Genomic DNA, 14701 nt, shown 5'->3' on the forward strand with positions numbered 1-14701 from the left:
GTGTCATGTCGCTCGAACATCTCGTGTTGGGGCTGACGGCAGCCAGGTAAGGGCGTTACCGGCCACATGTCCACCGTTTAAACGACGGGCCGGGCGAATAAACCCCGGCATATGTTCGTCTGAAAGCCCAACGGCGGCTGGCGAGACCCTCTAGATAATGAGCACTGACGACGCGACGACTGTCCCCGACGGCCTCGCCGTCCGACTCGACGGCGAGGTGGATTTCGGCGCCGCTGCCCGGCGCCTGTACGCCACCGACGCCAGCATCTACGAGGTCGAGCCCAGCGGCGTGACCTTTCCCCGCTCCCGCGAGGATGTCCGCGAGATCGTGGCGTTCGCCCGCGAACATAACCTCTCCATCACGGCCCGTGGTGCCGGCTCGTCGCTGACGGGGAACGCGGTCGGTGAGGGTATCGTCGTCGACTGCGAACGTCACCTTGACGACGTGGTCGCCGTCGACCCCGACGCGCAGACAGTGACCGTTCAGCCAGGCGTCGTCCTCGATAACCTCAACGAGATGCTGGAGGCGCACGACCTCCACTTCCCCCCAGATCCCTCGACGTCAAGCACTTGCACAATCGGCGGGATGGTCGCCAACGACGCGGCCGGCGCCCACTCAGTCCGCCACGGCACGACTCGCGACAACGTTCGGCGCGTCGAGTGCGTGCTGGCCGACGGAACCGTCGCCGACTTCCGGCACTACGAAGGTGCCGACCTCGAGGCGGTGCTCGAACGGGACGACCGCATCGGCGAGGTCCACCGGACCGTGCGCGACATCGTCGCCGAGCACGCCGCTGAAATCGACGCCCGCTACCCTGATGTCGAGCGGAACTCGAGCGGCTACGACCTCGAGTCGACCGCCGACCCCGACGGGGAGTGGCTCGACCTGTCCCGGCTCGTGGTCGGTAGCGAGGGGACGCTCGGTGTCATCACCGAGGTGACGCTCGAGTTGACAGAGCGGCCGGAGACCCGTGCTGCCGCACTCGTGTTCTACGATGACGTCGTCAGCGCCGCGGCCGCCGTCGCCGGGACGCTCGAGGCGGACCCCAGCACGGTCGAACTCATCGACGACGGCTTGCTCGGCTACGCCCGCGACGCCTGGGGGTTCGACCTCGTCCCCGAGGACGCGGGGGCAGCGCTACTCGTTGAGGTGGAGACCACGCTCGCGGCCCAGGAGGGCGACCTCGATGCGGCTGTCGCCGCCGCTCGAACCGACGCGACGGTCGCGGTCGAGCGGGCGACCGATGACGCGATGCAGGACCGTCTTTGGAAGGTGCGGAAAGCGTCCAACCCGCTGCTCAACCGGCGGATGGGTGATGAGCAGGCGCCGTCGTTCATCGAGGACGCCGCGATTCCGCCCGAGTCCCTCCCGACCTATCTGGAACGCGTCGGCGACGTACTCCGCGAGCACGACCTCGAGGCGAGCGTGTTCGGCCACGCGGGCCAGGGCGTTCTCCACATCAAGCCGTTCCTAAACCTGCAGGAGGAGGCCGACCGCGAGGCGCTCCGCGCGGTATCCGAGCGGGTCCACGACATCGTGCTCGACATCGGCGGCTGCGTCTCCGGCGAACACGGTGACGGGCGACTCCGCTCACAGTATCTCCCCCTGATGTACGGCGACGAACTCTACTCGGCGTTCGTGGAGGTGAAGCGGACGTTCGACCCCGAGGACGTCTGCAATCCCGCGAAGGTCGTCCCGTCGCGCGACGGGGAACTGGCGTCGGTCGACGAGGATCTCCGGTTCGAGGGGTACGACCCGGCCGCGGTGGACACAGCGCTCGACTTCGGCGACGAGGATGGGCTCGACTCGTTGGTCGAACAGTGCAACGGCTGCTCGAAGTGTCGGACCACCGGAAGCGGGGTGATGTGCCCCTCCTACCGGGCGACCGGCGAGGAGATCACGAGCACCCGGGGGCGGGCGAACATGCTCCGGGCGGCTATCGACGGCGAACTCGGAGAAGACGCGCTCACGAGCGATGAGTTCCAGGAGGCTGTTCTCGATCGCTGTCTCGCGTGTAAGGCCTGCGAGACCGAGTGTCCGACAGGCGTCGACATGGCGAAGATCAAGACCGAGGCGAAATACCAGAAGCACGAAGAGGAGGGGGTACCGCTCCGTGCCCGACTGTTCGGAAACGTCCGGGTCCTCAATCGAGTGGGCAGTGCGCTCGCGCCGCTCGCCAACCGCCTGAAGGAGTTCGGCCCGGGGCGCGTCCTCGCGGAGAAGACGCTAGGCATTGATCAGCGACGCACGCTCCCCCCGTTCGCGGCCGAACCGTTCCCCGAGTGGGTCGCAAGTCACGAACCACACCCAGCGGCCGGCGAACGTGGCACGGTCGCGCTGTTCCCGGATTGCTACACGGCGTACAACCACCCCGAGGTCGGCCAGGCGACAGTACGGCTGCTCGAATCGCTCGGCTACGCCGTCGAGGTCCCCGAAGTCGACTGCTGTGGCCGCGCCGCGCTCTCACAGGGGCTCGTCGAGCAGGCACGCGGGTTCGCAGAGACGAATGCCGACATCCTGGGCGCGTACGCCGATCGCGGCGTTCCGGTCGTGGGCGTTGAGCCCTCCTGTGTCAGCGCCCTCACGGAGTACGACAACCTGCTTGACGAGCCGAACGGGGTACCTGCGGTGAGCCGGACCGTCGCGTCGTTCCTCCGCGACCGCGTGGACGCCGGCGCCATTGACCTCGCCGACGCGGCGGACACGACGGATGCGACCGTCGCGTTCCATGGCCACTGCCACGCGACGACGAAGGGCTGGGACGTCGACCCAGTGGCGCTACTCCGGCAGACTGGCTACGAGGTGCAGCCAGTCGACGCCACCTGCTGTGGGATGGCCGGCGCGTTCGGCTACGAGACTGAGCACTACGACCTCTCGACGACGCTTGGCGCCGAACTGGAGGCGAAGCTCGACACCACGGACGCCGATCTCGTGGCCGCAAGCGGCGCGTCGTGCAGCCAGCAACTCGCCGACCGGGATGTGGAGACACATCATCCGATGGAGTTGCTCGCGGAGGTGGTCGCGTGACCGCCATCGACGACGCGGAACCGGAGTACGATCTGCTCGACGGGGCGATCGACGTACACGTCCACACCGCGCCTGACCTCGTCGAGCGGTTCCAGAGCGACGTCGCGCTCGCACACGCCGTGCGGGACGCGGGGATGCGCGGCGCGGTCGTCAAGAGCCACGTCGTTCCGACGGCAGGGCGGGTCGAACTCGCAAACGAGGCGCTCGGCAAACAGGTGTTGTACGGCGGGGTCGCGCTCAACGGGAGCGTGGGCGGCGTCAACCCCGACGCCGCGGAGGTGGCACTCGACCTCGGTGCGAAGGTTGTCTGGCTCCCGACCGCGTGGAGCCATAACCACGCGAGTCAGGCACGAGCCGCGGACGTCGAACAGTTCGTCGGCCAGCGAGTACCCGACGCCGACGAGGACCTCCACGTCACCGCCGACGGCGACCTGACGCCCGACACTCGGTGCGTCATCGACCTCGTCGCGGAGCACGACGCGGTGCTCGGGACGGGCCACGTCCACCCCGACGCAATCGAGACGGTGGTCGACGCCTGCGCCGACGCGGGCGCTCCATGTCTCGTCAACCACCCCTTCTTTCGCGTACTCGATCTTTCCATCGACCAGCAGGCATCACTCGCGGACCGGGGCGCAGTGATGGAGTTCTGCGGGTATGCCGTTCAAAGCACCGAGAGGCACACGGTCGAGCGCGTCGCCCGGGCGGTCGAGCGCCTCGGACCCAGGCACTGCCTGCTGGCGACGGACTTCGGGCAGGCGTCGAACCCACCCATCGAAGGACTCGCGAAGTTCGCAGCCGCGCTCGTCGACGCGGGACTTGACCGCGGGACCGTCCGTCGACTCCTGTGTGAGACGCCGATCGATTTGCTCGGCGAGTAGCAGGACGCCGATCCACACTTGAACGGTGTGCCATGTTGCCGCGAATCCTGATACGGGATATCCCGCTACGTCGACGTGCAATGGCAGACTACCCTGTCGTAAACGGTCACCACCATATCGGCAACCCCAACGCGGAACAGGACCGCACGTTCGAGTGGTCCGAAAGCATCGCCCAGATCATCGGCGCGATGGACGAGAACGAGGTCGACGCGACCATTCTCCAGCCGCTCGGCGGTGAGAACGACCGCTCCGTTTCGGAGGTTCACGATCACATCTACGAGGCCTCACAGGCGTACGAGGGTCGGATCTTCGGCACCGCAGCGGTCAATCCCCATCTCGGAACCGAGTTCGTCCACGAGGAGATCACTCGCTGCGTTCAGGAGCTCGACTTCAAGTTCGTCAAGCTTCACACGTTGGCCTGGGGTGTCGACCCGACCTCCGACATCGCGTACGACGTCTACGATGCCTGCGTGGAGAACGACGTGCCAGTGATGGTCCACACCGGTCCACACGGAATGCCGTTCTCGATCCCCGGGATGTTCATGCCGGTCGCCGAGGACTACCCTGACCTGCCCATCGTCTTCGCGCACATGGGTGGCGCGTACACGCTGACGCAGGAGGCTATCCTCATGGCCGAGCGCTACGACAACATCTATCTCGACACGACGCTCGCGCTGAACATGTACGTCCGGCGGGCGATGGAAACGGTCGGCGCAGACCGGCTCCTCATGGCTGCCGAACACTCCACGAACATCCCGGTCGCGCTCACGAAGATCGACTGCATCGGCGCGAGCGAAGAGCAGAAACGGAAGATACTCGGCGGAAACGCCGTCGACCTGTACGACCTCGACGTCGCGAAGCAGGACTGGAACGCACAGGAAGTGGCCACGGCGGACGAAGACTGATCGACCCGTGACGACCGAGGACGCCGTCGCGTTCGCCCACACCGGGAGCCACCTGGAGGTCCCGGAGACGGTCACCAGCCACCTCCGGGCCCGAGTGCTCGACACGCTGGCCACTGTGACCGCGGGCTATCGACTTCCCACGGCCGACATCGTCCGGACGTACGCCACCCATCGGTTCGCCGGCGCTGACGATGCCACGCTTCTCGACGGCACCGGCACTGGTGTGTCGCTCGAGGCGGCGACGCTGGCGAACGCCACCGCCGCCAACGCGCTCGATATCGATGACGGCCACCGCGAGGTCAAAGGCCACCCCGCGGCGGTCGTCGTTCCCGCGGCGCTGGCTGCGGCGGAGGCCGCGGACGCGACGGTCGGCCGATTCCTCGACGCCGTGCTCGTGGGGTACGAACTCGCGGTCAGAGCCGGTCTCGCCATCCACGCAACCGACGACGTCTACACCGGTACCGGGTCGTGGGGTGCAGTCGGAGCCGCGGCCGCCGTCGGGCGACTCCGAGGAAACACCTCGGAAACGCTTGCGCATGCTCTCGGCACCGCCGAGTACCACGCACCGCGGACGCCCATCACGCGCGGCGTCGAGCAGCCCGGAATGACGAAAGACGGCATCGGCTGGGGCGCGTACGCGGGCACCGTGGCGGCGCTGCTTGCCGAACGTGGCTTCACCGGCTCCGGAACCGTCTTCGACGAATCGTCAGTCGACGTCACCGACTCGCTGGGCGATCAGTTCCACGTCACCGAGGGATACTTGAAGCCGTACCCGTGCTGTCGATGGGCTCACCCCGGTGTCGCGGCCGCCATCGACCTGCGCGAGCGGGCCGCCATCGATCCCGACACGATCGAGCGCGTGCAGGTCGAGACGTTCGTGGAGGCGACAACCCTGGACACACACGTGCCCGACTCGGCGGAGGCCGCCGAGTACTCATACCCGTACCCGGTCGCGGTGGCTCTGGCCCGTGGTCGGTTCACACCGACCGACCTTGACGCGGCGGAGCGGTCCGATCCAGCCGTCAGATCGCTGGCTGACCGCATCGACATCGCCGTGGACGAGTCACTCGACGAACGGTTCCCCACCGAATGTCTCGCCCGGGTCACCGTCGAGACGACCGACGGGACGTACCAGTCGGACGTGACGCGTCCACCGGGCGCCCGAGAGCGACCGCTCACACAGGGAGAACGCATCGAGAAAGCGAGCCGGCTCCTTCGACCAACTGTCGACGAGACTGCCGTCGAGTCGATCCGCGAGACCCTCCGGGCGCCAGACCGGCCAGTCCGGGCCCTCCTCGCACCGTGGTCGGAGGAGTCATGACTCTTAACCCACCCGGTAAGCTCTATCCGAGGGAGCCATGTTGACTGCGAAGGTGTGCGTCCGGTACGAGGGCGACTGGACGGCGAAACTCGCGGCCCACGACGTGTTCGGCGAGTTCATCGCCTCCACGTTCCGCGACCGTCGCTACGTCGGCATCATGGCTGTCGAATGCAACGCGGACGAAGTCGACACGGTGCTCGACGTGATCGGGAGCCACCGATTCATCGACGAACTGGAGGTCGTCGAGGAGTTCGAAGCCGATGGGCGCGACCGCATCTCGATGACGCTGTTTCTCGAAGGCGGACTCACCGAGTTCACCCCGCTCCAAACGCTGTTGTACGAAGGGTTTCTTCCGATCGGTCCCACGAAGCTCGAGAACGGTCGGGAGTGTTTCGACCTCTTGTTGCACGACCGTGACGAACTGTCGAAGGCCATCGAACTGCTCGAGGAGTTCGGCAACGTGACGCTCGACCGGATCAGCGAGGAGTTCCGCCGGGAGGTCGTCCCCTCACGGGCGGGTTGGCAGGCGTTGCTCGCGTCGATCCCGCCACGACGGCGCGAGGTACTCAACCTCGCGCTCGAGGAGGGCTACTTCGAGATCCCGCGGCAGGTCACGCTCGAGGAGTTGGCAGACGAGATGGGCATTACCAAGACCACCGCCTCGACTCACCTTCGGAAGGCAGAACGCCAACTCGTCGAGTTCCTGCTCCCCTATATCAACCTCGCGGCCGAGGAAGGGGAACCATAAACGTCGCCATATGTTTGGCGGGTAACTGAAGCCGTCACTCGCCGATCGTCCGCACGTGACACGCGTTCTGCTACCCGCGAGCAACCACTCACAGTGGGCGGAGAGCGTCGCCGATGTCGTCGTCGATACGGAGGACGACGACGACCTCACGGCGGTCGTCGCCCACGTCTTCGACGACGACGAGGTCGAGTCGACGAACGAGAACCTCGATATCGAGGGACGCGCGAAGGTCGACGAGCTCGCGAGCCGCAAGTCCGGAGTCAACGCGGCGACACAGCGACTTGAGGACGCGGGCATCGACACCGAAGTCCGCGGCGTGGAACACGAGGGCGAGCCCGCCGAAGCCATCGTTGCGGCGGTCGACGAGGAGGACGCCGACCGGCTGTACATGTACAGCCGGAAGCGGAGCCCCGCCGGCAAGGCCGTCTTCGGCAGCACGCTCCAGGAGGCCATCCTCAAGGCTCGGGTTCCGATCGTCGTCGTTCCGTCGAACGCGCTGTAACCGAGTCGTCCAAGGCTGGATAATAAAAGGTCACAATAGTTCGCGCGAACCGTTACCCAAGTACATTCGACATACACGATAGACAATGACAGAGAAACACACGCGTCGACAGGTGCTGAAGCAGGGAGCCGTCGCGGGGAGTACAGTCGGTCTGACATCGCTCGCCGGATGCATGAGCTTCGTCGGCGGCGGTGGCGGCTCGGTGAAAGTCGGGTCCAAGCAGTTCACCGAACAGGAACTGCTCGGGTACATGGCTCTCGAGTCACTGAAGGCAAACACGGACGTAGACGTCGTGAACGAAGTCGGACTCGGCGGGACGACCACCAACTTCCGGGCGGTGAAGAACGACGAAATCGACCTGTACTGGGAGTACACGGGTACGGCGTGGGCCACGCTCCCGCCCAAACACGAGGAGGTCATCACCGACTCGGAGGAGATCTACAACGAGGTCGACGAGGAGTTCAACGATCGACACAGCCTCGACTTCCTCCAGCGGGCGCCGTTCAACAACACGTACGTGCTGACGGCGAACCCGAACTGGGTCGAGGAGACCGGGGTACAGACTATCTCCGATTTCGCCGAGTATGTCAATGCCGGGAACACCGACTTCACGGTCGTGTTGAACGCGGAGTTCGAGAAGCGGTCCGACGGCTGGCCCGGGGTGGCGAAACACTACGGGTTCGACGACGTCCGCTCGGAAATCGAGGTGACGAACGTGAGCTCAGGACTCACCTACCAGACAGTCGGACAAGGCGACGCGCAGGTCGGCGTCGGGTTCAACACGAACCCGAAGATCATCGAGTTCGACCTCGTGGTGCTGGAGGACGACGAAAAGTTCTTCCCGGTGTACAACCCGGCGCCGCTGGTAAACCAGGATGCCCTCGAATCGAACCCGGCGATCAAGGAACCACTGAACGCCATCGGATCAAAGATCTCGACGGACCAGATTCGGAATCTGAATAAGCAGGTGTCCATCGGGGGTGAGGACGCCCAGAAGGTAGCCCGGGAGTTCCTGAAGAACGAAGGGCTCATCTGAGATGCTCACCGCCGTCCCGACCGTCGTGAGTCCCCCGCTGTTCGTCCACGCCTACGTTGAGTACATCCTCTCAAACAGCGGGAGCCTTGTGGGGCTCACTCTCCAACACATCTCCATCATCGTACAGGCGATCGCCATCGCGGTGCCGCTCGGCGTCGTGGTTGGCACGCTCATCACGTACAACGACCGGGCGGCGACGGTTGTGCTCTGGCTCGCTGGCGTGATGATGACCGTTCCGAGTATCGCACTGTTCGGGTTGCTTATTCCGACGTTCGGCATCGGCAAACCCCCCGTTATCGTCGCGCTCGTGCTCTACTCGCAGTTGCCGGTTATCCGCAATACGTATGTCGGGCTTGACCGGATCGATCCGGCGGCCGTCGAGGCCGGCACCGGCCTCGGGATGACCCGCGTCGAACGGCTCCGGCGCGTGAAACTCCCGATGGCCCTCCCGGTCATTATGGCCGGCGTACGCAACGCCGTTGTCGTGCTCATCGGCATCGCGGCTATCGGAGCGTTCATCGGCGCAGGCGGTCTCGGTGACCTCATCTTCAATGGCGTCTCCGAGCCGGACATCCAGGAACTCGTCGTCGGCACCGTCGTGCTCTCGCTGCTGACGCTCGCCGTCGACTACGGCTTCGGACTGGTCGAGCGCGTCCTCCGGCTCCGCAACGGTGAGGACGTCCAATTGCCGCGGCTGGTGCGAGGCGCGGTTTCCAACACAGGAGGAACCTCATGATCGAGTTCGAAAACGTCACCAAGGAGTATCCGGACGGTACCGTCGCCATCGAGGACATCAGTTTCGCAGTCGAGGAGGGCACCACGACCGTCCTCGTCGGACCCTCGGGGTGTGGGAAGACAACGACCATGAAGCTCGTCAACCGGCTCGAGGACCCCACCGAAGGGACGGTGTATTTCGACGGGACGGACATCTCTAAGCTCGACGAAATCGAACTCCGGCGCGACATCGGCTACGTCATCCAAGAGATCGGCCTGTTCGACCACATGACCGTCGGCGAGAACGTCGCGACCGTCCCCGAACTGAAGAGCTGGGACGAGGCGCGCATCGATAATCGCGTCGACGAACTGTTGGAGTTGATGGACCTCCCGCCCGAGCAGTATCGCGACCAGTATCCCAGCGAACTCTCAGGGGGACAGCGCCAGCGCGTCGGCGTCGCCCGGGCGCTCGCCGCGGACCCCGACGTAATGCTGATGGACGAACCATTCGGTGCGCTCGACCCCATCACCCGCGAGAACTTACAAAACGAGTTCCTCGACATCCAAGAGGAGATCAACACGACCATCCTATTCGTCACTCACTCTATCGACGAGGCGCTGAAGATGGGCGACCGCATCGCCATCTTCGATGTCGGCGAACTCGTCCAGTACGACACGCCTGGTGAGATCCTCTCGGACCCGAAAAACGAGTTCGTTGAGGACTTCATCGGCGCCGACCGAACGCTGAAACAGCTCCAGGTGACGCCTGTGCGCAAGGTCATGGAAGAGCCGACCGACGATCACCGTGAGCTCGTCGCGGCCATCGAGGGCGACGGGCCCGTAGGCACAGCCGTCGGTGACGGTGGTGAGGTGGTCCCAGTCGAACCGACCGACAGCACGCAGGTCGCGCTCTCTCGGCTCATCCAAGGCGGTGTCGACGCGCTACCAGTCACTCGTGACGGGGAAGTCGTCGGCGTCGTGACTGAGGCCGCGATCCGTGATGGCCGCAACGGAGGGTCGTAAATGGGTATCCCGCAACAGCTCCCGGCCGCATGGGACTACCTGCTGGCGAACCAGCAGCAGTTTGTCGAACTACTCATCACACACCTCCAGCTGGTGATCGTCGCGGTCGTCTGTGCCATCCTCGTGGCCGTTCCGGGCGGGATCCTTGCAACTCGCCGGCCGAAGCTAAAGGGGTATATCCTCGGACTCGGCAACATTGCGCAGTCGGTGCCGACCATCGCCATCATCTTCCTGGTGTTTCCAATCCTCGGCATCGGATTCACGACGGCGCTCGTGGGGCTGTTCACCTACGCCATCCTCCCCATCCTCACCAACACCATCACGGGCATTGAGGACGTCGACGAGTCGACGGTCGAGGCCGCCCGCGGCATGGGAATGACCGACTGGGAGATTCTTAAGGAGATTCAGATCCCGCTTGCGCTGCCCGTGATATTCGCCGGCATTCGCACCGCCTCGGTCATCACTGTCGGGACAGCCTACCTCGCTTTCTTTATCGGCGGTGGGGGACTGGGGCTGTGGGTCGTGGTCGGCATCAAACTGTTCAATATGCCACAGGTACTCGCCGGTGCGATTCCCGGTGCACTGCTGGCTATCGGTATGGATTCGCTGTTCGCGCTCGTGGAGCGGCAGCTCGGCGGTGAAGGGCTCCAGAAGGAATCTGCCGCCGGTGCATAACTGCTGAAGAACGGATTTGGGTCGAGATATCGGGAGCTACGCTTCTTCCGGACGGGGAGCATTCTCGTATTTGATCATCTTCTCGGACTTATCGGAGATAGTCTCGTAGATCTGCTGGAGGGTTTCCTCCGCAGCAAGGAGGTTATGCTCTTCGAGGAATGCTCGACCCTCCTCCGTGAGCCCGTAGAACTTCCAGGGATATCCCTGTCGGCGCTGGTCATCGTTGAGGGCGACCTCTTTCACGATGCCGGCGTCGATCAGCTTCTGGATGTGTTTGTAGACGGTGGCGTCGCTCACGCTGGGGTTGAGCTCCTCGAGCTCGTACATCGACGGGAGCTGCTCCGGGTGCTGGAGGATGTTGTTGATCAGCGCGAACCGCGTCTGCTGGGTGACGAAGTGGACGAGTTCGCGGGTTTCCATCCCCTCAGCAGTCCCAATGTCAGAGCTCATACGGCACAGTACATGCCCTGGCGCCAAGTAGTTTACTCTTGAGTAAATCACTCTAGAGTAAGCCACCAGTGACTACCCCAGTAAATTACTTCAGAAACCATATCTCACAAGACTGAGAAGGACCGCCAATGTCGAACGAGGAGTCACCCGTCCCTGAGGAGGTCCTCACGAGTGCGAAGGAGCAGCTCGACGAGGAGGAGATCTCCTTGGCCGACAACGAAGAAATCCTCCACACGCTGAGCGAGCTCACGCCCGTCTACGAGAGCAATCGGTCGTACTTCGTGCTCGGGAATTACGATCGAGAGCCGATCCGCCGACTGAATCTGGTGGTCGATCGCCTCAACCGCCGGCAGAACGCCTACGCCTTCCGTATGGTTGATATTCGGGGTGAGTGGGACAACAGTATTCAGAAATTCTGTCTGATCGCCGATATCGTGACCTACCTCGTTGGTGTCGCCGAGAAAGAACCAAGCGACTTCCTTGTTGAGCAGGGACTGCTCGTCGGCACGACTGAGTACTTCGCGAAGAGTCACGTCCTCAAACGAGACTATGAGGATGAGGAGCAGCCCTTCGGTTGGATGCAGGACGGTGTCTTCGAGTTATAAAGAACAAGGAGAATACCCGCGCCTTTAGGCCCGGGATGAATCCGACATTCTGACCGACAATCCACCGACGACATTCCAGCCGGATATTCCACACTCGGCCGTTGTTTTTAATAAGAACTCTCTAATAACGTGTTATGAAGTCGGTTCGATGCTAGAGACAACCCGCACCTACGTCGCCCGAATCACGAACCACCAACAGGTTCGTGACGATCTCAACCAGTGTGGGTTCTCCGCATCCAAACTGTGGAACGTCGGACGCTACTACATCCAACAACGGTGGGATGACGATGGTGAGATACCTGACGAAGCCGAATTGAAGTCGGAGTTGAAAGACCACGAACGCTACAGTGACCTGCATTCTCAGTCAAGTCAGCGAGTTCTTGAAGAACTTGCTGAGGCGTTCAATGGCTGGTACAACTCCGACGACGGCAACAACCCACCGGGCTACCGGAAACGTGGCGACGACCACCCACGCTCCACCGTCACATGGAAGAAACGGGCCATCAAGTACGACGACAAACACGACCAACTTCGCCTCTCGAAAGGCTTCAATCTGAAAGAGAGTCGGTCTGACTTCATCCTCGCCGAGTACGAAACCCGCCCTGACGTAGAAGTTGAGAACATCCAGCAGGTGCGTGCTGTCTGGAACGACGACGAGTGGGAACTCCATCTCGTCTGCAAGAAAGAGATTTCCGTCGAAGACGCACCCGGTGACAAGACAGCGGGTATCGATCTCGGAATCAGCAACTATCTCGCCATCGACTACGAAGACGGCGCGAGTGAGTTGTATCCGGGGAACGTGCTGAAAGAGGATAAGCACTACTTCACTCGTGAGGAGTACCAGACTGAAGGCGAGAATGGCCCGTCGAAGAGAGCGCGGAAGGCTCGGCAGAAACTCTCCCGACGCAAAGACCACTTCCTCCACACCCTCAGCAAACACATCGTTCAGCGGTGTGTCGAAGAAGACGTGGAGAAGATAGCGGTTGGCGACCTCAGTGACATCCGCGAGGATGAGAACGGTGACTCGCAGAACTGGGGTGCGTCGGGGAACAAGAAGTTGCACGGCTGGGAGTTCGACCGGTTCGCCCGCCTTCTTGAATACAAGGCCGAGGAACACGGCATCCTCGTTGATCGTGTAGACGAGGAGAACACCTCGAAGACGTGTTCGTGTTGCGGGCAAATTCGAGACAGCAACCGCGTGGAGCGAGGGCTGTACGTCTGTGAGTCGTGCGAGACGACGATGAATGCAGATGTGAATGGTGCGGTGAACATCCGGAGAAAGATAACTCAGAGTCCCCCGACCGGGGATATGAGTAACGGCTGGTTGGCACAGCCCGGAGTCTTCCTGTTCGACCGCGAGAGCGGGACGTTCAAAACGAGAGAACAGGGAGACTGCAAACCCTAATATCCCAACGCTCGGGATTCCTCCGGCTTTAGCCGGAGGAGGATGTCAATCGGATGGAAGAGCTTGAAGGCATCCGTGAGAACAGCTCATGGTCAGGCGTTCATTCGTGGCACTTCCACCAACTCCAACAGTTCATTCGTAGTGGTGTCGTTCGACCCGCTCGACGACCTCCGCGAACGCGACGTTCTGCTTCACGCTCGTGACCCTGATCCGGACCCGCTCCCCCTTCTCCGTGTCCGGGACGATGATCACGTACCCGCGGTCGACGCGGGCGATCCCGTCGCCCTGGTCGCCGATCCCCTCGATGTCGACGGTCACCTCGTCGCCACGGTCGACCGGGGGCTCCGGTTCGCCGGTTTCGTCCGTCTCGTTCGTTGTATCGGAAGGCTCCCCCGAACCCTCGGACGACGTAGCACTTGGCGACGGTTCGGCGTCGGTGTGGTTCGGGTGGTCAGTCGAGGCACCGCCCGATCCATCAACCCCGTTGGTTCCGGCATCACTGGTTGCCGTGTCGACATCGTCGTCTGAGGATACCCCCACGTCCGCACCCTCGCGTTGACCGAGGATGGCGACGCGATAGACGTGTTCGGGACGAAGCGTGTCCAGACGGACTTCCTGCTTCGGTACCTCTACTACGTACGACCCGTCCTGCTCTTCCACTTCGGCACTGAATACACAGCGTAGATCCTCTGATATCTCCATTCACTCGAGGTTCACACCGCAGTTATGTTAACCCTACGTGTCCCCGAAGCCGAAACTGATCGGTCATTCGACGTGAAAACTCGGAGAACGAATCATCACTGATCGACTGTTCAGTGATCACTCTTCTCGACCAACACCGTGAGAGACCGAAAGGCCCAGTCAATGACTCCACCGGGCGACTCACCGGGAACTACACCACGATGTCCGCCGTAATTGCCGGAAGATCGCTGGTCCGGTCACGCCAACACCACCGTGTCCGCAGTTTCTGCCGAGACACGTTGGTCGATCGGGTCCGTTGGAATAGAATTCCAGGAGAAGCTCTGTGTAGTCGCGCGGAGTGGGAGAACAGAACAGCGGACATCGTGGTGTTCGAATCCGCACGTTCGCCGGAGTTCCGACCCCGATCACTGTCGCGAATGGTGACGACGCGTCGTTGTGGCTGATGAATCCGTTTCGTCTCTACCCCACGTCGTCAGGAACGACGAACCCACGTCGATATCGTCAGAGGTGAAAGCAGTGTATCCTCGTCATCTCGAGGACACACCACGATGTCCGCCGTTCTTCTGGCGAAACGATCGGCGGAACAGCGGACACGGTGGTGTTAGCTCGGTGAGTCGAACCGCGAAGATATCCGAGTTCCGGGCGTATTTCGGTCTGTTGTCCGATAGCTATCCATCGAGTGAGATTTCCAACCGGGTCGGACACTCTC

Annotated in this window: 13 protein-coding genes and 1 pseudogene; 12 read left to right on the forward strand and 2 right to left on the reverse strand. The window is 62.9% G+C overall.

All coding sequences use genetic code 11. The annotated features are described in order from the left end of the window. The first annotated feature begins 157 nt into the window (after positions 1 to 157). The 10 genes from K6T50_RS18560 (at position 158) to K6T50_RS18605 (ending at position 10830) form a co-directional block, all read left to right on the forward strand. Positions 158 to 3028: an FAD-binding and (Fe-S)-binding domain-containing protein gene (locus K6T50_RS18560; protein WP_222609317.1), complete on the forward strand. Its 2871-nt coding sequence runs from the start codon at positions 158 to 160 to the stop codon at positions 3026 to 3028. Beyond that, a complete protein-coding gene (locus K6T50_RS18565) occupies positions 3025 to 3906 on the forward strand; it encodes a DUF6282 family protein (RefSeq protein WP_222609318.1) in 882 nt (293 codons plus the stop codon). The genes K6T50_RS18560 and K6T50_RS18565 overlap by 4 nt, the downstream gene beginning before the upstream one ends. An 80-nt stretch (positions 3907 to 3986) precedes the next feature. Continuing rightward, complete coding sequence (locus tag K6T50_RS18570; protein ID WP_222609319.1) at positions 3987 to 4811, forward strand: amidohydrolase family protein; 825 nt, start codon at positions 3987 to 3989, stop codon at positions 4809 to 4811. A 7-nt stretch (positions 4812 to 4818) separates the two neighbouring features. Continuing rightward, a complete protein-coding gene (locus tag K6T50_RS18575) occupies positions 4819 to 6132 on the forward strand; it encodes an MmgE/PrpD family protein (protein WP_222609320.1) in 1314 nt (437 codons plus the stop codon). Positions 6133 to 6169: 37 nt separating this feature from the next. Further along, positions 6170 to 6880, forward strand: a complete 711-nt coding sequence (locus K6T50_RS18580) for a helix-turn-helix domain-containing protein (protein ID WP_222609321.1) — start codon at positions 6170 to 6172, stop codon at positions 6878 to 6880. Between the two features lie 55 nt (positions 6881 to 6935). After that, positions 6936 to 7382, forward strand: coding sequence for a universal stress protein (locus K6T50_RS18585; protein WP_225935471.1), 447 nt, complete (start codon positions 6936 to 6938; stop codon positions 7380 to 7382). Between the two features lie 112 nt (positions 7383 to 7494). After that, complete coding sequence (locus K6T50_RS18590; RefSeq protein WP_225935472.1) at positions 7495 to 8418, forward strand: glycine betaine ABC transporter substrate-binding protein; 924 nt, start codon at positions 7495 to 7497, stop codon at positions 8416 to 8418. A gap of 1 nt (position 8419) precedes the next feature. Continuing rightward, a complete protein-coding gene (locus K6T50_RS18595; protein WP_222609323.1) occupies positions 8420 to 9154 on the forward strand; it encodes an ABC transporter permease in 735 nt (244 codons plus the stop codon). After that, positions 9151 to 10155 carry an ABC transporter ATP-binding protein gene (locus K6T50_RS18600; RefSeq protein WP_222609324.1) on the forward strand — a complete coding sequence of 335 codons (1005 nt, stop codon included), beginning with the start codon at positions 9151 to 9153 and terminating at the stop codon, positions 10153 to 10155. The genes K6T50_RS18595 and K6T50_RS18600 overlap by 4 nt, the downstream gene beginning before the upstream one ends. Beyond that, entirely contained in the window at positions 10156 to 10830 is a 675-nt protein-coding gene (locus K6T50_RS18605) for an ABC transporter permease (protein WP_222609325.1), read from the forward strand. Between the two features lie 36 nt (positions 10831 to 10866). Here K6T50_RS18605 and K6T50_RS18610 read toward each other — a convergent pair whose 3' ends face one another. After that, positions 10867 to 11280: a helix-turn-helix domain-containing protein gene (locus tag K6T50_RS18610; RefSeq protein ID WP_222609326.1), complete on the reverse strand. Its 414-nt coding sequence runs from the start codon at positions 11278 to 11280 to the stop codon at positions 10867 to 10869. Between the two features lie 128 nt (positions 11281 to 11408). Between K6T50_RS18610 and K6T50_RS18615 the strand changes: the two are divergent. After that, positions 11409 to 11882, forward strand: a pseudogene (locus K6T50_RS18615) (DUF8170 family protein); the annotation flags it as partial. Positions 11883 to 12033: 151 nt separating this feature from the next. After that, a complete protein-coding gene (locus K6T50_RS18620; protein ID WP_222609327.1) occupies positions 12034 to 13290 on the forward strand; it encodes an RNA-guided endonuclease InsQ/TnpB family protein in 1257 nt (418 codons plus the stop codon). Positions 13291 to 13422: 132 nt separating this feature from the next. Here the strand turns inward: K6T50_RS18620 and K6T50_RS18625 are convergent, their stop codons facing one another. After that, positions 13423 to 13992, reverse strand: coding sequence for a TRAM domain-containing protein (locus K6T50_RS18625; protein WP_222609328.1), 570 nt, complete (start codon positions 13990 to 13992; stop codon positions 13423 to 13425). Between the last annotated feature and the right edge of the window lie 709 nt (positions 13993 to 14701).

This window comes from Halobaculum magnesiiphilum, assembly GCF_019823105.1.
GTDB lineage: Archaea > Halobacteriota > Halobacteria > Halobacteriales > Haloferacaceae > Halobaculum > Halobaculum magnesiiphilum.